15 protein-coding genes and 1 pseudogene are annotated in these 21,211 nt (G+C 69.8%); 8 read left to right on the forward strand and 8 right to left on the reverse strand.

Annotated elements, in window-relative coordinates; genetic code table 11:
- Nucleotides 1-44 precede the first annotated feature (44 nt).
- From OHA91_RS08575 to OHA91_RS08585, 3 genes are all read left to right on the forward strand, one after another.
- Complete coding sequence (locus tag OHA91_RS08575) at nt 45-1,214, forward strand: magnesium and cobalt transport protein CorA (protein ID WP_031152217.1); 1,170 nt, start codon at nt 45-47, stop codon at nt 1,212-1,214.
- Nucleotides 1,215-1,543: 329 nt separating this feature from the next.
- Nucleotides 1,544-2,074, forward strand: coding sequence for a hypothetical protein (locus OHA91_RS08580; RefSeq protein WP_031152215.1), 531 nt, complete (start codon nt 1,544-1,546; stop codon nt 2,072-2,074).
- Nucleotides 2,075-2,225: 151 nt separating this feature from the next.
- A complete protein-coding gene (locus tag OHA91_RS08585; RefSeq protein WP_328741103.1) occupies nt 2,226-2,972 on the forward strand; it encodes a transposase family protein in 747 nt (248 codons plus the stop codon).
- Nucleotides 2,973-3,045: 73 nt separating this feature from the next.
- Here OHA91_RS08585 and OHA91_RS08590 read toward each other — a convergent pair whose 3' ends face one another.
- Nucleotides 3,046-4,191 (reverse strand): SMI1/KNR4 family protein, encoded by a 1,146-nt coding sequence (locus OHA91_RS08590; RefSeq protein WP_328738965.1) that lies wholly within the window; start codon nt 4,189-4,191, stop codon nt 3,046-3,048.
- A 344-nt stretch (nt 4,192-4,535) separates the two neighbouring features.
- Between OHA91_RS08590 and OHA91_RS08595 the strand changes: the two genes are divergently transcribed.
- The gene (locus OHA91_RS08595; RefSeq protein WP_051893247.1) at nt 4,536-5,120 is read left to right on the forward strand and encodes a hypothetical protein; all 585 of its coding nucleotides are present in this window, start codon (nt 4,536-4,538) and stop codon (nt 5,118-5,120) included.
- Here OHA91_RS08595 and OHA91_RS08600 read toward each other — a convergent pair.
- Nucleotides 5,105-5,791 carry a site-specific integrase gene (locus OHA91_RS08600; RefSeq protein ID WP_328738966.1) on the reverse strand — a complete coding sequence of 229 codons (687 nt, stop codon included), beginning with the start codon at nt 5,789-5,791 and terminating at the stop codon, nt 5,105-5,107. The genes OHA91_RS08595 and OHA91_RS08600 overlap by 16 nt on opposite strands.
- A gap of 114 nt (nt 5,792-5,905) precedes the next feature.
- On the opposite strand from OHA91_RS08600, the gene OHA91_RS08605 reads away from it, so the two are divergent.
- Nucleotides 5,906-6,622: a hypothetical protein gene (locus OHA91_RS08605; protein ID WP_328738967.1), complete on the forward strand. Its 717-nt coding sequence runs from the start codon at nt 5,906-5,908 to the stop codon at nt 6,620-6,622.
- 114 nt (nt 6,623-6,736) lie between these two features.
- Here the strand turns inward: OHA91_RS08605 and OHA91_RS08610 are convergent, their stop codons facing one another.
- Nucleotides 6,737-7,405 (reverse strand): hypothetical protein, encoded by a 669-nt coding sequence (locus OHA91_RS08610; RefSeq protein WP_031152203.1) that lies wholly within the window; start codon nt 7,403-7,405, stop codon nt 6,737-6,739.
- A complete protein-coding gene (locus tag OHA91_RS08615) occupies nt 7,402-10,848 on the reverse strand; it encodes a CHAT domain-containing protein (RefSeq protein WP_328738968.1) in 3,447 nt (1,148 codons plus the stop codon). Before OHA91_RS08615 ends, OHA91_RS08610 begins: the two co-directional genes overlap by 4 nt.
- A gap of 372 nt (nt 10,849-11,220) precedes the next feature.
- On the opposite strand from OHA91_RS08615, the gene OHA91_RS08620 reads away from it, so the two are divergent.
- Nucleotides 11,221-11,454, forward strand: coding sequence for a CorA family divalent cation transporter (locus OHA91_RS08620; RefSeq protein WP_408059231.1), 234 nt, complete (start codon nt 11,221-11,223; stop codon nt 11,452-11,454).
- An 843-nt stretch (nt 11,455-12,297) separates the two neighbouring features.
- On the opposite strand, the gene OHA91_RS08625 is transcribed toward OHA91_RS08620, so the two are convergent.
- Genes OHA91_RS08625 through OHA91_RS08635 form a run of 3 tightly spaced genes read right to left on the reverse strand, consistent with a single transcriptional unit; the run spans nt 12,298 to nt 15,964 of the window.
- Complete coding sequence (locus tag OHA91_RS08625; protein ID WP_328738969.1) at nt 12,298-13,347, reverse strand: ABC transporter ATP-binding protein; 1,050 nt, start codon at nt 13,345-13,347, stop codon at nt 12,298-12,300.
- Complete coding sequence (locus OHA91_RS08630; protein ID WP_031149165.1) at nt 13,344-14,939, reverse strand: ABC transporter permease; 1,596 nt, start codon at nt 14,937-14,939, stop codon at nt 13,344-13,346. The genes OHA91_RS08625 and OHA91_RS08630 overlap by 4 nt, the downstream gene beginning before the upstream one ends.
- A gap of 5 nt (nt 14,940-14,944) precedes the next feature.
- Entirely contained in the window at nt 14,945-15,964 is a 1,020-nt protein-coding gene (locus tag OHA91_RS08635) for an iron ABC transporter substrate-binding protein (protein WP_031152189.1), read from the reverse strand.
- 216 nt (nt 15,965-16,180) lie between these two features.
- Between OHA91_RS08635 and OHA91_RS08640 the strand changes: the two genes are divergently transcribed.
- Both OHA91_RS08640 and OHA91_RS08645 read left to right on the forward strand, forming a co-directional pair.
- Nucleotides 16,181-18,778 (forward strand): AMP-binding protein, encoded by a 2,598-nt coding sequence (locus OHA91_RS08640; protein WP_328738970.1) that lies wholly within the window; start codon nt 16,181-16,183, stop codon nt 18,776-18,778.
- Nucleotides 18,779-18,919: 141 nt separating this feature from the next.
- Nucleotides 18,920-19,108 (forward strand): annotated as a pseudogene (locus tag OHA91_RS08645) (CorA family divalent cation transporter); the annotation flags it as partial.
- Between the two features lie 104 nt (nt 19,109-19,212).
- Here OHA91_RS08645 and OHA91_RS08650 read toward each other — a convergent pair.
- Nucleotides 19,213-21,162 (reverse strand): M20/M25/M40 family metallo-hydrolase, encoded by a 1,950-nt coding sequence (locus tag OHA91_RS08650; protein WP_266493201.1) that lies wholly within the window; start codon nt 21,160-21,162, stop codon nt 19,213-19,215.
- Nucleotides 21,163-21,211 lie beyond the last annotated feature (49 nt).

Here is a 21,211-nt window from a genome sequence, read left to right on the forward strand (position 1 = left end):
GCCCCTTGCCCCTAAACACACGTTCGACCGGGAGCTGACCTGCGATGCCGGAGCGTCCTGACCGCCGCCCCCAACCGCCGTCCGCCGCGAAGCGCTCGGGATGGCGGCGCCCCGCCTCCCCGGCCGCGGCGCCGCCCTCCCTACCGGCGTCCGCACCGCCGGCGGCTCCGGCCGCCCCGACTCCCCCGGACCACCGCAGCGTGATCGACTCCGCCGTCTACCGCGACGGCCACCGGGTCGCGTCCCCCGCCACCCTGGCCGAGACCTTCCGGCAGCTGCGCGAGGAGCCCGACGGCATGGCCTGGATCGGCCTGCACCGGCCGACGGAACCCGAACTGCACTCACTCGCAGCCGAGTTCAACCTCCACGAACTCGCCGTCGAAGACGCCCTCGAAGCCCATCAGCGCCCCAAGCTGGAGCGCTACGGCGACACCCTCTTCGTCGTCCTGCGCGCCGCCCGCTACCTCGACGCCCAGGAGGAGGTCGATTTCGCCGAGCTCCACATCTTCGTCGGCCCGGACTTCCTGATCACGGTCCGCCACGGCAGTGCCCCCGACCTCTCGGCGGTGCGCCGCCGCATGGAGGCGAACCCGGACCTCCTCGCCCTGGGCCCGGAGGCCGCGCTGTACGCCATCCTCGACGCGGTGGTCGACGGCTACGCCCCGGTCGTGGAGGGCGTCCAGACGGACATCGACGAGATCGAGACGGAAGTCTTCCGCGGCGACCCGGCGGTCTCCCGCCGCATCTACGAACTCTCCCGCGAGATGGTCGAGTTCCAGCGCGCGACCCGCCCCCTGGTCGGCATGCTCCACGGCCTGATGGCGGGCTTCGCGAAGTACGGCACGGACGAGGAACTCCAGCGCTACCTCCGCGACGTGGCGGACCACGTCACGCACACGAGCGAACGCGTCGACGGCTTCCGCCAGGCCCTGACCGAGATCCTCACGGTGAACGCCACCCTGGTCTCCCAGCAGCAGAACGCGGAAATGCGCGCCCTGGCCGAAGCCGGCTTCGAACAGAACGAGGAGATCAAGAAGATCTCCTCGTGGGCGGCGATTCTGTTTGCACCCACACTCGTGGGAACCATCTACGGCATGAACTTCGAAGACATGCCGGAACTGAAGTGGGCAGGCGGCTACCCCTTCGCGATCCTGCTGATGGCAGTGGTCTGCGTGAGCCTGTACGTCATCTTCAAGAAGCGCGACTGGCTGTAGACCACACAGCAGCACCACTGATCAACTTAGCTCCTGCGAACGCTAAGAAGTGCCCCGCAGGACCCCCTGGGGAGAACCTGGGGAGAATCCGCAGCCCGCCCATGCCGGACGCTCCCCCGCACTTTGGGGCCAGCCCTCCCGCACCGCCGACCACCTTCGACGGCACGCGATTGCGGAGGGTAACGACAACGGGTGGCACAGCAGATGCCGTGCCACCCGTTGTCGCGACCAGGCCTGCCCTGTCTCCCCCCGACGACCACAAGCCAGCAGTCGTCCAACGACCTTGCCCGTGGGGCGTCGATGTCCGCCCCCCTGTCTAGCCTGTCTCCGTGAAGCCCACCGATGACCGCCAGTTCCCCGCCGCGCTCGCCACCGCGATGGCCGTTCGATTCGACTACGCCGACGGGAAGACCGGGGTCGACTTCGAACCCTTCCCGGCCTTCCTGTCCGCTGCCGAGACCACCGACTGGTTCCAGGCATGGACCGGGAACAGTGAACTGGACGGCAACGACTTCCGCGTGTTCGGACAGGACGGCACGGGCGGGTACGCGGCGATCTGGCTCATCCGCCCGAGCCGGCCACTGGCCGAGCAGCCCGTCGTCTTCCTCGGCTCCGAGGGCGAGACCGGTGTCGTAGCCCGCGACCTGGGCGACTTCCTGTGGCTACTGGCCGACGGCTTCGGCCCCTGGGAAGCCGCCACCTCGTACGAACCCGACTGGAACGCGCGCGCCAATCCGGAGTTGGCAGCCATCGCCGAAGGATTCGCACCGAACCAGCGCCGGTCGGCGGCAACCGTGATCGAGCTGGCGGCCCAGGAGTTCCCCGACTTCGACGACACCATCATGGAGCTCTGCCGCTGAACCCAGCCTCGCCACCTGAACGACCAGCCGGAATCACTGAGCTTCTTCGAGTTGGCCACCGATCGGGTGATGGTCGTGAAGCGCAACGAACGAGGCCCCCGAGCTGTTGATCGAGATGTCTGACGTCTCAATCACGTTGCTCGGGGCCTCGTTGGTCATCCATCCTGGCGCACTTGACCTGCCGCATGCGCTCGTGGAGTGGGTCGCCATGCTGGTTGTCACTCGTGAGGGCGCCCGGCGCTGCAAGCTCCGTCCGTCCCAACGGGCGATGGTGGCACTGGTGTACCTACGAGAGCACACCACTCTGGCGAAGATCGCCGCCGGGTTCGGGATCAGCGAGTCCGCCGCCCACGCCTACACCCGCACGGTCGTCGACCTGCTCGCCGAACGAGCACCGGGTCTGCTCAAGACGCTGCGCGAGCACGATCCCGACTTCATCCTGCTCGACGGCACCCTCGCCGAGTGCGACCGGGTCGGCGACGGCCGGGCCGACTACTCCCACAAACACCGGCGCCACGGAGTGAACGTGCAGGTCGTCACCGACCCGGGCGGCCGGCTGTGGCTCTCGCCCGCCCTGCCGGGCCGCACACACGACCTGACCGCCGCCCGCACCCACCGGATCATCCGGATCTGCGAGCGCCAGGGCGTTCCCATCCTGGCCGATCTCGCCTACCAAGGCGCAGGACCGTGGCTGACGACCGGCATCAAACGCAAGCCACTCCAGGAACTCACTCCCACCGAGAAGACCCTCAACCGGGCGCTGGCCGCAGCACGAGCGCCCGTTGAACGCGGTGTCGCGAGCCTGAAGTCCTGGCGGATCTTCCGCAGGTCCCGGTGCAGCCCCAACCGCATGACGTCAATCGTCAAGGCCATCCTCACGCTGGAGCGGCAGCGCTGAAGATCCTTAGTGAGCGCTTCGTCTGGCGATAACCGCCACATGAAGCGCTCACGCGGAACCGAAACCCCTGGGGTCAGTCCTGATCTTGGCTGTACTGGGCCGCGTACCAACTGGAGTCGATGGCGGGGTTGCGCAGCGTCCCCCAGAATCGGTCGTCAGGTATCGGCGGCAGGGGCTGATTGCCCAGGTCCGCATGCAGATCCGCACGCCAGTCGAGAGTGAAGTGGCTCCGGGTCTCCGCGCTCTCGCACACGGACCTGTACGGGGACCCCCAGATCCCGAGGGCTATCTTCTCCGCGGCCCACCTGCGCGTGTGGTCTCGGCCGGTGTCGGCCTGTGCGAGCACCGCGCGGAGTCGCAAGGCGAGCGGGCCGGTCTGGTCAGGCTGCGGCAGGGCCACACCGCACTCCCACGCGTCCAGGGCTGTCTTGACCTCCGGGTAGTTGTTCAGACCCGTTTCGACCGCCAGTCTGCGTAGCTGCTTCCGCGCGGCGTCGACCACCTGCTCATACGGCAGGACTGCGATCAGCGCACCGAGTTCCTCATGCCCGTCCAGGTGGCTCACGTGGAGGAGGTCGGTGGGACTGTAGGACAGGTCCAGCTCTGGCAGCTGCTCATACGGTGCGGGAAGGGGCTCGTCGGCACTGTACTGCGGCCTGGCAGGCGGACGCGCCTCCCAGAACAGCCGGCCGTTGAAGGTGACGACACCAGCGTCCTGGCCGCGCTCAAGCGTGCCGGCCAGTTCGGCCAGATACTCCCCCAGCGAGTTGGCCTGCCCGAAACTGGTGCCGGTCTCGTCGAAGAACCGTCCGATCACACCGAAGGAGTCCCGCCCGGTACGGCAATCCATCAGAAGACCGTCCGACGTCACGTCGTAAGAACCGAACTTTACGTAATCGTAAAGCCAGTAGCCCTCGGTCTCCCGGTCGAGGCCCTGGTCGATGCCACGCATGAACGCGGTGTCCCCGAGGATTCCGCTCACTCCGAGCAGCCGGTCGCCCGTGCTGAAGCGGAAAGCCTCAGGTCCCTCCAGCGCCCCGTTGTGCCGGAGGAGTGAAGCGACCAGGTCCGGAGGAAAGGTGACCCCCAGTTCCTGTTGCGCTGCTGCGATCTCCCCGCCGCCTGCAGGCGGCCGAAGCGTGGCAAACGTGCGGGGCGCGTGCTCGCGCAGCCACGCGTCGATGCGAGTCCATGAGTCCTGGACCAGGTCTGATGTCATGGGGCCGACCTTAGAACCAGCGGCTGACAACAGCTTGATCGTCGCTCACCGGCCTTGCCGCCGGTTGGCGTTCAGGCCGGCAAGCTCGAGCGGCCCCTTGGCCCGGCTCACCAAGCTGCTGGCACCGGACGCTGCAGCTGCCCACTCGACACTGAAGCGCTCAGTCGCAGTCACCCGATCGGTGGCCAACTCGAAGAAGCTCACTGGACAAACCCTCGATCGGACGCAAGTGATCACCGCCGAACTCGCCGCTTCGGCAAGGTCCCCACGGCAGGGGGATGGGGCCGTTCACTCAAGTCACCACGCGCCTCTGTCGCGTTCGAGCATCGCTGTAGCCTCTGGCCATGAGCCATGGGGAAGGCGAGGACAACCTGGTCCTGGAGGCCCGCGAAATGCTGGCCACCGGACGGGACGAGGAGGAGGTCTTCGCCGAACTGGCCGCGCGCACCAGCGACTGGGGCGCCTCCGCGTTGGCTGTGTGTCTGGCCCTCGGAGTGCCCCGGACGGACGCCGAAGCCCGAATCCGCGAGGCTCGGCCCCTCTTCGACGAGTTCGAGGTGGGAGAGGAAGACCTCGTCGCCATGCTTCTCGCCTGTGGGCACGTGTTCGTCGTGGACCGGGTTCTGGACGGTCGCGGTGAGCGGATCCGTGACCTGTTGTGGACTGCCGCCTGCGCCCGCGGAGGCTTTCCTGGCAGCATGATCCCCTGGTTTCGCACCGGGGAGCTCACGAAGATCTTCCTCCTCTTCGCGCAGACCCGGTTCCGGGACGGGCAGGGCTCACCTCCCGAGTTCTGGGCGGCCATGGTTACGGCCGGGGAACTACTGGCGGCCGAGGACGGCTCGGACCAGGCAGAGATGACGGCGGGGTTGGAACATTCCCGGGCGCAGGCGACCTGCTTCGGTACGGGATCTCAGATGCGGCCGTGAGAGGAGACCAGGGCCTCAGGTGCGTACTCGGGCACCGTGCCGAGCAGTGCGTCGATGGCCGCGCGACCCTTGCCGCCGGCCTCGGGCATGAAGTGGGCACAGTGGTCCAGGGTGATGGTCGGACTTGAGTGACCGAGCCACCTGGCGAGCGTGACGATGGACTCGCCCGCTTCGAGGAGGACCGAGGCGTAAGTGTGTCGGAGTACGTGGAAGCCGTCCTTGCGGGAGGCCTTCCACCGTGCCCCCTTCTCCCGTACCGGAATGACTCCTGCCGCTGCGAGAGCCGGCTTCCAGGCCTCATCGTTGAAGATGTTGGCGCGGATGGCGTTGCCGTACGTCGTCGTGAGGACGAGCGGGAAGCTCTGCTTCTCCCGGTCGGGCTCCGGTCCGCCCCAGGGGAGCTCGACGTCGACCGCCGGATGGTCGAGGAAGTACGCGGCCAGTTCCGTGGCCACCGAGCGGGGCATGTCGACGATGCGCGTCTTGCCACCCTTGGGCAGGGCGAAGTAGAGGCGCCCTGAGAGGAGTTGCACCTGCCTGCGCACTCGGATGACGCAGCGTTCGAAGTCGATGTCCCTCGGCGACAGCCCGAACACCTCGCCCTGGCGCAGCCCACACCCCAGCGCGACGACGACCGCGATCCGGTAGCGAGGATTGATCTCGTCCCGCACTCTCTGCGTCGTCCGCAGTACTTCGCTGAGGTCTGGCGCCCCGGTGAGCCGTCTCTCGTCATCCCCATCGCGTGCAAAGGCAACCACGGCAACGCCGCGACGTCGGCAGGCCAGTTGGCATCCACCTCAGCCCACGCCGAGGCGGTGCACATCGGCGATTGGAACGAAACCCCGAGCCTGCTGTTCAGCACGGAGCTGCCGACCGACGGCACCGTGACCGTCCACACGCTCCAGGCCCCGGGCCAAGGCGGCTGGCTGGCTGGCCCTTCCGGAGAAACGAAAGCGAATCTGGACTCCGGGCCCGTACAGGAGAACGTCATACCGGGCATCCAGCCGCCTCCCGAGGGCGACCTGATACCCGAGCCCATAGCCGGCTTCCATGTCACACCCAAGTACTACACCTGGTTCCAAGAGACTCTCGGTCACACCGCGGCTGCCGGGCTCATGGCCTTCACCGGCTCCGGCAAAGCCACCGCCCGTCACCTGACCGACCGGCAGGGCTACAAGCGCTTCGACGGCTTCGAGCATGCTGCCAGCACCAGCGTCCAGGACATCAGCCACGAGCTACTCGGAAACACGTACGCCGGCACGGATCACGTCTTCCGCTTGAACGGCCCCCGGGTCGAGGCGTTCTCCGGCGTGGACGCGAGCCTCTTCAGGCTTCTCTCCGAGGGGAGCGCCGAAGAGTACCGCGCCATCGTGCACGCAACCCGCCACACCCGGCCCCTGCTCGCCTGGGACGAGAAGTGGGGCGGCCCCGTCTCCGTACATGCCGACGGATCCGTACTCGCTAGCCGGCTGCTGCCGGGTCAGCGTCAAGCGCGCCGCTGACGCTGACCCGAGAGCGCCAGAATTCACAGCCGCCCGGAAAGGCACCGAGACCCCGACCAATCCTGAGCCAGAGGCCCCGCCGTGCATGAGGCGGGCTCGCCCCCCAGCACCGGGTCACTCCGCCAGCACGATGGTGTGCGGTGTCGGCGCGAGCTGCGCGCGGTAGCGGCGGACGCCCCAGCTGCGGTGCTCCAGCTCCGCCGCGACCAGCACCTCGGCCGTGTTCATACGGTCGGGCACGAGCTCCACCAGCGCGGCCACCGGGTGATCGCCGACCAGCGGGAATCCCTTGACTCGCCGGAACTCCCACTGCGGGTTCGGCTGAGAAGCGCCGTGGCCCCGGACGATCCACTCCTCCCTCGTTGGTCCGGCTCCTGGCGGCTTCTCCACCCCTACATCCAGCACGCCTGTCGTGACCGTGAAACTCACGCCCGTCCCGAGGCCGGGGACCGGGCGGGTGCGCTCACCGGGGTCGATCAGGCGTGCGATCGGCTGTACCTCACACTCCGGTGTGGACAGTGCGACGCCCAGGGAGGCGTGGCGGAATACGCCTTTGCTCTCCGGTGTCTCAGGGCGAAACGAGCACACCATGAGCAGTTGCCGGAACTCCCGGTCGGGTGTGGCACTGAGATAGGACAGCCAGTCGGCCGGCACGCTCGCGTGGGCGGCAGGCAGTAGGTCCCAGCCGAAAGTGAGCCTGCCGCGCAGCGGTGCGTCATCCGCTGGGCTGCCGAGCGTACGCTCCGGCACGAGTTCGACGTCGTGCAGCCGAATCTCGATCATGCGGCGGCTCCCTTGTTCCTACCGTGCACATAAGTGAACGCTCCCCAGTCACGGTAGTGGGGATACGTGGCGCGCGTGGCGAGTTGGGCACCGCGGAAGGCCTGTTCCGGGTCCGCGCCGCGCGCGACTCCGTGGTACAGGTGGTGGTAGAAATACGTGGCCGGCGCCGGGCGCACGGGCCACAGGCACCCGACGACGGCCTGCGCTCCGGCGGTGATCAGTGCCGAAGGGATGCCGCGAATGTTGTCTCCGCGGTCGAATCGGCCGAGCGCCGACTCACAAGCGGCGAGTGTGACAAGACGGACGCCGCGCAGGTCGACATCCAGGAAGTCGTACGCGAATACGCGGCCGTCGTCGTCGCCGTCCGGCGTGAGGTAGAGGCAGTGCATCCACGGCGCGTCCTCGTCCAGCGTCCCGTGTACGGCAATGTGGACGACGTCCGCCGTGGACATCTCTGCGCGCAGCCTGTCGCGAGTGGCCGCACGACCGGTGAGGGCCTCAGCGCCCACCGCCTCGGCAACCTTCCGCGCGTGCTCCTCCAGCGCCGGTTCGGCATGCAGACCGAAGGGAACACCCCCGGCAGCGGAGGCCAGTACAACGGTCCGGCCCTCACGCGCAGGCACTTCGACGGGTGCCAGGGCTTCGAGACCGGCGATCGTGGTGACCGTCCAGTCGTCGACGATCAGACGGCCGCCCCTGCGGCAAAGCGGTAGGGGCAGGAAGTGCAGAGCGTCGTGCGGCCAGGCCAGGATTCGGTCCTTGCCCTGGGCGCGCCACTTGTCCCACCGTTCGCTGCCGCCGACCGGCAGGCCGGCCGACTCCAGCAGCCGACTGCCCTCCGGTGTCACGTCGCCGAACAGCGGGTCGCGTTCGATCTCCGTCCGGATCGCCTCGACCCGGTCCGCATCCGGGTGCCGGTCGCCGTTCTCGTCCGCGCCCTCGCCCTCGCCGAGGTGCACCACGAGCTCCCGGCCCTGCCTGGTGACCGCGAGCAGCACGGCCGCGCCGCTCACCGCCGCGGGCAGGAACCACGTCAACAGCACCGTTCGATCGTCCAGCAGATCATGCACCTTGGCCCAGATGCGCTGGTCGTCGATGAGCGGTGCCGAACGCCGACGCAGCTCGTCGTCGATGAACGACGAGATTCGCCACCGCAGATTCCGGGCGATCTGCGTGTTGTCGTGGCCGCCAGGACGATGGTCGGCGTCCACCACGTTCAGCAGGTTCGGCAAGGCGCTGCCGGCGGCGGCGGGATCCTCCCAGTCGCGCAGCTTGCCGAGGAAGTGCTGGATGTGCGCAGGCAGCACGAGCGGGCCTTCGATGCGCCACCACGCGCCCAGCTCCGAACCCTTGCCCGCTTGATGCAGGCCGAGTATCAGCCCCATTGGCAGCGTCTCGCTTTCCGCGGTGAGCTGCCATATCGCCGAGTGCACGAGGTCGCGCAGTATCGCGCCGAGTTCGGGCGTGCCGCTCGTGTCAAAGTTCGGCGCATCCACGATGATCGCGTACAGCGCATTCCTGAGTTCGTCGCCGCGGAGGTTGTCCAGCTGCTGCACAAGCGGCACCAGGCTCGCCTGCGCCAATTCCTCGAAGCCGAGCGAGGCGTAGGCGAGCGCCGCGTACGTGTAGTAGCCCCATGGGAACGGGACAGGGCTGGAGACCGGCTCGCCTGCCTCCGCCGACTGGTAGTACAGATCCGCCGTGAGCAGCCGGATCTCCTCGTTCCTACTGTCGCCCGCCTGCCGCAGGAGGGTGAGCCCCAACGCCGGCTGCCGCCGGTCGCGGGCGTGTGCGGCCGCATGCAGCAGAGCCGCAGATCGCTGCGCCGGTGTCCAGGACTCCGGGAACGACACCGGGAGCACCTGGTCGGGGCGCGGGCACTCGGTCGGGTCGTCGGGCAAGGCGTGGAGCCGGGCCTCGATCAGCTGCCTGCGGTGGGCAGAGGGCCGCTGGATGTCGAGCTGCCCCGCCCAATCCAACACGGTGCGCAGCAGCAGCCGGTCGGCGCGTTCCCGGGCCAGGTTGACGCCCTGGCTGATCACCTTCGCGGTCACCGTACTGCCGTGGGCGGCGACGAAATCGGCCGGTGGCGTCCCGAACACCCCCGCGAGCACCCCGTCGGTCGTCTCCGGGGACACCCCGTCCACCGTCCTGAGGAGGAACAGCGCGAGGTCCGGCTCGTCGGCAGCGGACGAGTCGCGCCATGCCGACAGCGCAGCGCGGGCAGCATCACGGTGCACTCCCTCCTCGTCCGCGAGAATCTGAGCCAGTACCGCCAGCAGCCGGGGCCTCTTCAACCCACCGTCCAGCTCCAGCGCGCGCACCACCAGGTGTCCCGCTTCCGCCACCAGCCGGTGGGACTCCGTCTGGAAGGGCTCCTCTTCGGTGAACCACGTGCGGTACAGGTCCGCGGTCAGCCGAGCGGACCATGTGGTCAGCAGCGGCTCGCGAGCGTAGTCGTCGGCGGCCAAGTCCTCCGGTCCCCGGGTCGCCATCCGTAACCGAGCGGCAGCCAGCAGCGCGGCTTCCAAGTCGGCGGAGTCGCTCAGTTTGTCGATCAGCCGAGCCGCCAAGGCTTCCGACTCCTCGAACACCGCGCGGTCGCACCGGTCCGCCACCAGGTGGACGCCCGCCTCGACGGTTTGGAAGGCCGCGACCCGCCAGGCAGCCTCCATCGCGCAGGCGTCGGCGACCTCGGCGACCAGTCGCCAGTAGACGTACATGAACTCCACCAGGCCGCGGTGATCGAGGAACTCGTCCCGGAACAGCAGATCCACCATCGCCGCGGCGGGCATCGCACCGTGCTCCGCCAGGGCCTGTCGCATCTCCACTACTTCGCGCGCCCGTCGCTTCGCCTCGTCCAGCGACATGATCCGATCGCACACGTACTGCGCCAGCTCCATGAGCACGCCGACGGGGTCGATGACGAAGGTGACTGTCGGCTTGCCGTCCGTCTCGTAAGCAGGCTCACCGAAGCGCACAGAGCCGGCGCACACCTTCCCCCGCCGCGTTTCGAAGACCAGCGCGCCGAGCGGATCATCTGTGGCAGGCAGCACGTGGGACACGACCAGCATGACCGAGCCCGAGACGTCCGCCGCCTCCCGCCACCCTGGCGGCCTTTCCAGGTCGAGCTCGTGCACGAAGTACGCACCATCAGGGCCGAGAACGGACAGCACACCTTCTTCGTCCTGCGTGACACACCACCGGGGGGCGAGAGGGTGACTGAACGGCAATTCGTCCAGTGAGAGGAGCGCTGGGAGGCCCCGCGCGTACGCGCGGGTGAACAGGCTGCCTCCCGCCCCGCCACCAGTGGTGAACGGGCTGATGCTGGCCAGACCGACGGCCAGGCCGGCATGCCGGACACCCTCCACATCGGCGAGGAACGCCCACCCGGTGACCTCCCGTGACAGTCGCACGCCATCCCCCTTCGCGCCGCCGGTCATCGACAGGTTCAACGGTGGCACAGACAAGGGCCGGACCAGCCCGCTTCCCGCGCACGGGACGTTGATCTCAAGGGCGACAACGTGCGCGCCCCGCTGTGCGCCCGCCCTTGCGCGGCTGTTCCGATTCGTTCATGGAAGCTTCGCCCACGAAGGGCAACGCCACCGCTACTCCGACTCGCTTCCACTACTTTGCGTAGCCCGTTCCTGCACCTGGATCGGACTCCTAGCCAGCTCTGATCTGCCCTCTCCGGCAGTCGCGACTGGGAGAATCCGGGGAGAATGAAGGCCCGTTGGGGAGCGGCTGGGGAGGATCGGCCGTACAAGCGGGCAGCACGGTGAAAGGGTCGGAAAGATCGATCGCCGCAGGTCGGACTGCCCACACAGTCGGTTTCCGCAGGTCAGCGGCGTGTGGGTGACGACGTCAAGAAGATCTCCTCATGGGCCGCCATCCTCTTCGCCCCCACCCTGGTCGGCACGATCTACGGCATGAACTTCGAGTCCATGCCTGAGTTGGGTTGGAGCTTCGGATACCCCCTTGCGATCTGCCTCATGGGGATGGTTTGCATCAGTTTGTACGTGATTTTCAAGCGGCGGGACTGGCTCTGAGCCCCTCGTATCCCGCTCAGTCGTCCTTCGCACTTCGCTCTCGCGACACTCACAGAACGGCCCAGAAGCGGCCGTGGGGGTCCCTGGGGAGAATACATGCGGGTGATCTCCTCACCTTGCCTCAGACCGGCCCCTGAACAGGCCTTTTGTGACATTGACAGGCCCTGGGGGGAATTTGGGGAGAATCGACTGGCAGCCGGCTGGTGCCTCGCGTCCGCCGCAACGGGCCCGCCCGAGTGCGTGTGGCTGCGGCCGGGAACTGCAGGCGGCCGAGCACGGCCCGGACCAGACAGAGGCGACGGCAGGACTGAAAGCAATCGCCGCAGTCAGCCACGACCCCCGTACGCCGCTCGCCTCGATCAAGGTCTCGCGGTCGGGGCGCCTCATCGTCCTGCAGACACCATGCTCTCGGCCCCCTCCTTGTCGGCCGCCACTCTGCCCGCCGACCGGTGGCGGGCAGAGTGGCTCCGAATTGGCCCGAGTCTGTCTCCAGGTGCCGCAGGGGTGCTCCGGGTGGCGGGCCTCGCGGATTTCCGGCCGCCCGCTGGACGAGGACCCGGGCCGTGAGTGTGCCTCCGGGGGTCCCGCCCAGGACGGAGTATGGGATGCCAGACGTACTGCCCGGAGCACAGCAGGCGCAGTGCTTGAGTCCGACGTTTCAGAGCCGCGGCACCTGTGCAGGGCCGTGCTCTACGGCGGGGCCCCGAAGCCTTCTCGGCTACCTCACCGAGGTGCCCCGCTGGCCCCGACCTGGAATCCTCCAAGCGGAGCCGGACCTGGTGATGCGCCTCGTGGCTGTAGGTCCGCATACCAGTCACGATGTACACATCGGATACGGGCACGTCACACGGCGGCGGAGTGCAGAGTCGCCTTCCCCACTACCCCGATCCCTGTGCGCTCGCCGGGGCGTGCGGCGGCAGGGGTGGGGACTCGGACGTCGATGGGCTGGTCAAGGCCGTCCACCGCAACCGTGACCATGGCGTCGTGGCCGTAGAAGCGGACGTCAGTCACCGTGCCACGGGCTTCGGCCCCATCCGGGTCGGTCAGTCGGAGCTGCTCGGGCCGGAGCAGCACCACGCCGTCGCGGACCCCGCGGGACCGATCCGTCAGCGGGATACGGCCGAGCGCGGTGGCCGCCACGCCTTGGTCCGCGGTGCCGGTGACGAGGACCGCGTCACCGACGAATGCGGCCACCCAAGGGTCCTCGGGACGGCTGTACACCTCGTGCGGCGTGGCGCACTGGGCCACGCGGCCGTCCCGGACGACGGCGACGAGGTCGGCCGTGGAGAGGGCTTCCTGCTGGTCGTGGGTGACGAGCAGGGCGGTGGCTCCGGTGGCGCGCAGGGCTGCGCGCACGTCGGCCCGTACGCCGGCGCGCAGGGCGGCGTCGAGGGCGTTGAACGGCTCGTCGAGGAGGACCAGGGCGGGCTGCGGTGCCAGAGCCCGGGCCAGGGCGATGCGCTGCTGCTGGCCGCCGGACAGCTCGTGCGGCATGCGGTCGCCGTAGCCGGCCAGTCCGACGAGTTCGAGCATCTCTTCCGTGCGCCGGTGCCGGGTGGACCGGTCGAGGGTGGTCAGGCCGAAGGCGACGTTGCGGGCCACGCTCAGGTGTGGGAAGAGCGCGCCCTCCTGGGGCACGATGCCGATGCGGCGGCGTTCGGGCGGAAGGTGGACCCCGGGGCCGCTGAGCGCGCGTCCGTCGAGGGTGACGGTGCCTGCGTCGGCGCGCAGGAAGCCCGCGATGATGCGCAGCAGCGTGGTCTTGCCGCAGCCCGAGGGACCGAGGACCGCGGTCAGCGCGCCGCCGGGGACCGTGAGGTCGAGGCCGTCGAGGACCGGCGCCGCACCGGGGCCGTACGCCTTGGCCAGTCCGGCGATCTGCAGGTCGGTCATGTGCGGTGCCTTCCGAGGAGATAAGACGGGATGGCGGCCAGCAGGATCAGCGCAGCGGCGTAGGGCGCGGCGGCGGCGAAGGATCCGGTGCCGGTCTCCGTCCACAGGCGGGTGGCCAGGGTGTCCATTCCCGTGGGGCGCAGCAGGAGGGTGGCGGGGAGTTCCTTCATGCACACGACGAAGGTGAGCGCGGCTCCGGCGGCGACCCCGGGGGCGGCCAGCGGCACGGTCACCTCGCGCAGCACGCGCAGCGGGGAGCGGCCCAGCGAGCGGGCCACGTCCTCCAGGACGGGCGGGGACTGGAGCACGGCCGCGCGGGTCCCCGCGACGGCGACGGGCAGGAAGAGCACGGCGTACGCGCAGACCAGCAGCGGGAGTTCCTGGTAGACCGGTTCGGCGTAGCGGACCGCGAAGAAGACCAGGGACAGGGCCACCGTGATGCCCGGAAGCGCGTGCCCGGCGTAGGCCGACTGCTCCAGCAGTCGGGCAGTCCGGCCGCGGTACCGCGCGGCGATCACTCCGACCGGGAGGGCGAGCAGGGTGGTGAGCGCGGCTCCCGCGGCGGCGACGCCGAGGGTGGTGGCGGCGGTGTCGAGGAGCGTGGCCGGGTCCCAGGTCGCGGAGTTGCCGACGGCCAGCCAGTACCCGAGCGTCGCCAGCGGGGTGAGGACGGCGATGCCGGTGACCGCCGCGCACCAGGCCAGCGCGGGCACCCGCCAGCGGCCCAGCGCGGCGGGAACGGCGGGGCGGGCGGTGCCGCCGCCCGTTCTCGCGTGGCCGGCCCGGCCGCGGGTCCGCGCCTCGGCGGCGACCAGGGCGATCGTCATCACCACGAGGACGATGCTGAGGGCGGCGGCCGGGGTGCGGTCGAAGCTGGCCCGGTAGGAGGTGTAGATGCCGCGCGTGAAGGTGTCGTACCGCATCAGCGACACGGCGCCGAAGTCGGAGAACACGTACAGCGCCACGAGGACCGCCCCGCCGGCGGCGGCGGGCCGCACCTGCGGCAGCGTCACCCGCAGGAACGTCTTGAGCGGGCCGTGCCCGAGGGAGCGGGCTACCTCCCCCTGCGCCGGGTCGGTGCCGCGCAGGGCGGCGGTGACGGGCAGGTAGACGTACGGGAAGCTCACCAACGTCAGCGCGAGGGCCGACCCGGTGAAGCCGGCCAGCTCCGGGAAGGCGGACAGCCAGGCGAAGGCGGCGACGTAGCTCGGCACGGCCAGCGGCAGGGTCACCAGCACGGACCAGGCCCGGGCGCCGGGCAGGTCGGTGCGTACGGTCAGCCAAGCCAGGGAGACGCCCAGGACCAGGCAGGCCGAGACGACCACGACGGCCAGTCCGAGGCTGCGGCCTAGCAGTTGGGCGGTGCGCTCGTCGGCGATGACGTCCCAGGCGAAGGCCGGGCCGCGCTCCAGGGAGCGGACGGCGAGGTATCCGAGGGGCAGCAGGGCGAACACCGCGGCGACGGCCGCGGGAACGAGCAGGATGGCGGGTGGCCGACGGCCGGCACGCCACCGCCCGCTCCGCGCGGTGGCGCCGTCCGGGCGGTGGGCAGTGGCGGGATCCGTCGGCGTGACGGGATCCGTGGAGGGCATGAGGGTCAGACCATCCCGGCTTCTTGGAGCATCTTCAGGGTCTCCTGAAGCGATTCCAGCTTCCCGAGGTCGATCTTCGGTGCGTCCAGGGAGGCCAGCGGCGGAAGGCCCTTGACCGTGCTGGTCACGCCCGAGGCCAGCGGGTACTCCTTGGTGTCCTCGGCGAAGTACTTCTGCGCCTTCTCCGAGAGCAGGAAGTCGACGGCCTTCTGGGCGACCGGTGCCTGGTCGGTTCCCTTGACGACGGCGACACCGGCGGTGTTGACGAGGCCACCCGCGTCACCACCGGGGAGGAAGTGGATCTTCGCCTTGACCTTCGCCTCGCCCTTCTCGGCGACCTGCTCGTACCAGTAGTAGTGGTTGACCAGCCCGAGCGAGACCTCGCCCTTGCCGACCGCCTCCAGCACCTTGAGGTTGTTGTCGTACACCTTCGGCTCGTTGGCCTTCAGGCCCTTCAGCCAGGTGCGGGTGGCGTCGTCGCCCTCCAGGACGCGCATGCCGGTGACGAAGGCCTGGAAGGAGGCGTTCGTCGGGACGTAACCGACCTTCCCCTTCCACTCCGGCTTGACCAGATCGTGAACGGTGTCCGGGACCTTGGAGACCTGTCCCGGGTTGTACGCGAGGACGCGGACCCGCCCGGAGGTGCCCACCCAGTCGCCCGCGCCGCCGCGGAAGCCGGGGTCCACCTTGTCGAGGGACGCCTGCGGAAGCTTCTCCAGCATGCCCTTGGTGGACAGGGCCCCGAGGGCGCCGGCGTCCTGGGAGAAGAACAGCCCGGCCTTGGTCTTGCCGCCCTCTTCCTGGATCTGGGCGGCGAGTTCGGCGCTCTCGCCGTAGCGGACGGCGACCGTGGTGCCGACGGCCTTCTCCAGATCGTCCAGGAGCGGCTTGACCAGCTTCTCGTTGCGGCCCGAGTAGATGACGAGCCCTGCGTCGTCCTCGTCGACGCCGCAGCCTGCGACGGCGGGGAGGAGGAGTGCCGCCGCGAAGAGCGCGGTCAGGCGTCGGACCAAGGGGCGTCGCATGGGAAGCCTTCCTACAAGGGCAGCGGAGAACCGGGTATCGCCCCATAAGTAAGGTAAAGCTAACCTAAAGGTCAAGGGTGATACACGCAACAGTTCGACCGCGCCCACCCATCGGCGGAGCCGACCCTACCGCTTATTTTTCAATGGATCTTCCATGAGCCATCTGTGACTTTCCTGTGACTATCGGGCGAGGTAAGGCATTCCTAAGATGCGCCCGTGACAGTCCTTCCCGGCCTACTCCCAGGCACCGCGTCCGTCCCGTTCGCCCTCGGCCTCGCCGCCCACGGCGACCGGACCGCCATCATCACGGCCGACGGCACGGTCAGCTATGCCGAGTTGGCCGTACGCGTGGACAGGACGGCCCGCCGCCTCGGCCGGGAACGCCGCCTGGTCCTGCTGGTCGGTACCAACACCGTCGACGCCCTCGTCGTCCACCTCGCCGCCCTCGCGGCCGGGCACCCCGTCCTCCTGGTACCGGGCGACCACCCCGAAGCCGTCCAGTCCTTGATCGACGCGTACGACCCGGACGTCGTGGCCCGCCGCGAGGGCGAGGACATGCTGCTCGACGAGCGGCGCGAGGTCTCGGCACACGACCTGCACCCGGACCTCGCCCTGCTGCTCAGCACCTCGGGCTCGACCGGATCACCGAAGCTCGTCCGGCTGTCGCACGAGAACCTCCAGACCAACGCGGAGTCCATCGCCCAGTACCTGGACATCCGGGACACCGACCGCGCCGCGACCACCCTGCCCCTGCACTACTGCTACGGCCTGTCCGTCGTGCACAGCCACCTCCTGCGCGGCGCCGGACTGATCCTGACCGACCTGTCGGTCGCCGACACCTGCTTCTGGGAGCTCTTCAAAGCCGCGCGGGGGACGGCCCTCGCCGGGGTTCCCTACACCTTCGACCTGCTCGACCGGGTCGGCTTCGCCGCCATGGAACTGCCCCACCTGCGCTACGTCACCCAGGCGGGCGGGCGCCTGGCGCCCGACCAGGTCCGCCGCTACGCCGCACTCGGCCGCGCAGCCGGCTGGAAGCTCTTCGTGATGTACGGCCAGACCGAGGCGACGGCCCGCATGGCCTACCTGCCGCCGCACCTCGCGGAATCCCGCCCCGAGGCGGCAGGGATCCCCATCCCCGGCGGCTCCTTCCGCCTTCGGCCGCTACCCGACAGCGCCGACGGCCCTGACTGCACCCATGGCACCGACGACGACACCGGCGAGCTGGTCTACTCGGGCCCCAACGTCATGCTCGGCTATGCCCGTTCCCCGGGCGACCTCGCGCTGGGCCGGACCGTGCACGAACTCCGCACCGGCGACATCGCGCGCCGCTCGCCCGACGGGCTGTACGAGATCGTCGGCCGGAGCAGCCGGTTCGCGAAGATCCTCGGCCTGCGCATCGACCCCGGGCAGGTCGAGGCGATGCTCGCCCGGCACGGCGTCAGCGCCCTGTGCACCGGCGACGACGAGGCACTGCGCATCGCGGCCGTCGGCGGCCACGACCGGGACGCCCGCCGGATAGCCCGGCGCGTGGCCCGCGACTGCAGTCTGCCGGCCCGCGCCGTGCATGTCCGCGTCCTGGCCACCCTCCCCCGCCTCCCCTCGGGCAAGCCCGACTACCGGGCCGTGCGCAACCTGACCCGTCAGGCGCCCGACAGCACCACTGACACCACCACCCGCCCCGCGGCCACGCCGGACGGCGCCCCCGAACCCCTACACCTGCTCTACGCACGGGTCCTCGACCGCTCGGACGTGACGGACGACAGCTCCTTCGTCAGCCTGGGCGGCGATTCGCTCTCGTACGTGGAGATGTCGATCCAGCTCGAAGAGCGGCTCGGTCACCTGCCGGCCGGCTGGCACACGACACCGATCCGGGACCTCAGGCCGCCCGAGCACGCGGACACCTCCCGCAGGCGGACCCTGGAGACGAGCGTCGCGCTCCGCGCCCTGGCCATCTTCTGCATCGTCGGCTCGCACATCCAGGTGTTCGGCATCAAGGGCGGGGCGCACATCCTGCTCGCGGTCGCCGGATACAACTTCGCCCGCTTCCAGCTCACTTCTGCCGAACGGCGCGTACGCGTACGCCGGGGCTGGACCAGCCTCGCCCGCGTCGCGCTGCCGAGCATGGCCTGGATCGGCCTGATCCTGCTCCTCAACGACGACTACACGCTCGCCAATCTCTTCCTGCTCGACAGCGTCATGGGCCCCGCCGACCTCAAGACCGGTATGCACTTCTGGTTCATCGAGGCCCTCGTCTACATCCTGATCGCCGCCGTCGGCCTCCTGGGCCTGCCCGCAGCCGACCGGGCGGAGCGCCGGTTCCCGTACGCCCTGCCCCTGGCCCTCGCCGGCCTGGGACTCCTCACCCGGTACGACCTCGTCGGCCTGCCGGAGCGCGAGCACATCCCCGACGCCGTCACCGTCTTCTGGCTGTTCGCCCTCGGCTGGGCCGCCGCCAAGGCCGCCACCGTGCGACAGCGCCTCCTGGTCACCCTCGCGGCCCTGGCCACCGTGCCGGGCTTCTTCCCCGGCGACCCCGGGCGCGAGGCGATTATCGTCGCCGGATTCGTGCTCCTGGTGTGGGTGCCCAGCCTCCCCAGCTGGGAGCGCCTGAACCAACTGGCCGGCCTCCTCGCGACCAGCTCCCTGTACATCTACCTGACCCACTGGCAAATCTTCCCGCTCATCGACGGGTTCTCCCGGCACCTGGCGTTCTTGGCCTCGCTCCTCTTCGGCATCGCCTACGCGGCCGGCGCCGCCCGCCTGATGCGAGGACTGTCGGCACGCAGAGGGGCTCGCGCCTCGGCGGATTCCTGACCCGCGGAGCGACTGGTCGGGGCGGCTGGGGAGAATCGGCTGCATAAACGGGCAGCAGGATGAAAGACTCGGAAACGTCGATCGCTCCAGGTCAGACCACCCGTGCAGCCGATTTACGCAGGTCAGCGGTGTAAGGGTGCCGACTTCAAGAAGATCTCCTCCTGGGCCGCCATCCTCTTCACCCCCACCCTGGTGGGAACCATCTGCGGCATGAACTTCGAGGACATGCCCGAACTCAAGTGGGCAGCCGGCTACCCCTTCACGATCCTGCTGATGGCGGTCGTCTGCGTCAGCCTGTACGTCATCTTCAAGAAGCGCGACTGGCTGTAATCGGGCCATCAACTCCGTTGATCTACTCGTCTGTTGCACCCGAGCCACCTCGTACCGAACGACGCAGCAGCCCTCGGCCCGGCCGTCAGGGGCCCTCACCGCCGTCACAGGCCGGCGAAGGTCAGGGCCGTCGCGATGACCGAGCGGGCCACGGTCGCCGCGAACTCCGGGTTGTGGTCCTGGTCGAGGAGGGTGTCGCCCGGGGTGTGGTACTGCCGCGTCCCGGTGCCGGGGTCTCCGTCGGGCGTGGAGAACAGGTCCTCGGAGACGGCGACGGCGGCCCAGCCCCGCTCGTGGAAGCTCGCGTGGTCGCTGCGCCCCGCCGCCGGGTCGGCGGGACCGGTGAGCTGCTGCACCGTCACCGCGGAGTCGATGACCGGCACGGTACGGGCGACCCGTTCGCCCAGCGCGTCGGACGCGCTCACGACCGGGCCCGCCACCAGGGACCCTGCGTGGATCTCGACGACGGGGCTGCTCCCCTGCTGCCTGCCCGCGATCATGTCCATCTGGAAGACCCCGGCGATGCGGTCACCCGCCGCAGCGGCGGCCCGTGCGTAGAACTTGCTCCCGACCAGGCCCTGTTCCTCGGCGTTGAACAGTACGAAGCGCACGTTCCGGGTGGGCTCCCTGCCGTCGTCGAGCAAGCCTCTCAGACACTCCGCCGCGGCCATGACGGCTGCTGTCCCGCTGCCGTCGTCGTCGGCTCCCGGCGCGGGGTCGACCGCCGGATCGTAGGGGCGCGGATCGCCGTCAGCGTCGACGAAGTCGCCGTTCGCCGCAGTGGAGTCCATGTGGGCGGTGATGAGTACGGTCGAGTCCGCGCCGGGGACGCTGTGCTCGGCCTCCACGTTCAGCAGCCGGTGCTCGCGCCACCGGAACGGGTGCAGCCGGACGGTCAGGCCGAGGTCCTCGAACCGGCGCGCCAGCGCCTCGACGACCCGTGCGTTGTCCTCGGCCGACGCGTCCCGGCTGCGCACCTTCAGCGGTCCGCCCTCCACCAGCGGCTCGATGCCGGAGATGCGCGCCACGTGCCTGCTGAGCACCTCCGACGTCACGGCCGCGCGGACCGCGGCGATCGTCTCCGGGGAGGGGAGGCCGTCCCCGAACGCCGCCGCGAGGCGTCCGGGCGGGGCCTCGGTGCGGAAGTCGAGGAGCGCCGGGTCCGGTAGCAGCCGTTCGGTGTGTCCCGGCTTCGCACCCGGCAGGTGCACCTCCTCCACCGGGGCCCCGGCGGGCGCGGCGAGATAGACGCCGCCGGGCGCGGGCCCCAGCGAGGCGACCGGCGGGGCCGAGGTCGCCGCCAGCTCGTCGGCGACGTAGCCGAAGACGGCCGTGGCGCGCAGCGCCGCCTCGACGTCCGGCCGGGATCCGGGCGGGGCGCCGGCGAACGCCTCGAAGGCTTCGACGGCCGGGAGCGGGCGGTTGTCGCGGAGGAGGAAGGCCACCGTGTCCTCCACGCTCCCGCGCAAGTCGGTTGTGAATCCGGCCTGTTGGAGCGCGGTGACACCGCTCGTGCTCGCCATGGCGAGCACGAGCCGCGCGGAGGCGACATGCACCGGAACGACCTCCGCGGCGTTCGCGATCACCGCCAGGTCGGACAGCTCCCGCCCCTCCGGCAGCTCGATCCGCGTCCAGAGGACGGGACGGTTCTCCATGGCCGCGCGGGCGAACACGGGGTGGGCCGCGGTGCGCATCCCCGCTTCCCGGGCGAACGCGCGCTCCTGGGGGTCCTCGCCGACGAAGACGCACGCGACGGGAGCCGAGCCGGGCGGCTGGACGCTCGCGACCGCCTCGTCGAAGGGGCTCCGGCTGCCCTTCGGCCCCCAGCGCACGAGGGCGTCGTCCGTGAAGCGGCCGGGGAACGCCTCGTGCAGGGCCGCCGCCACGGTGGCCGGTGGAAGCGTTCCGGGGTCGGAGAGGATGCCCTTCGGAGCCTCGCCGAGGGAGTCGAGGACGGCCATGACACGCGGCCGGGGCCGGAGGGTCAGCGAGTCGTCGGCCGCCAGCAGGGCATCGGCCAGGGTGCCCCCTATGTCGAAGAAGAACACAGGCATCTGAAGTCCTCCGTGACCCGGGAGCCCGGGGGGCCGACGGCCACGTGCC

This window comes from Streptomyces erythrochromogenes, from assembly GCF_036170895.1.
Classification (GTDB): domain Bacteria; phylum Actinomycetota; class Actinomycetes; order Streptomycetales; family Streptomycetaceae; genus Streptomyces; species Streptomyces erythrochromogenes.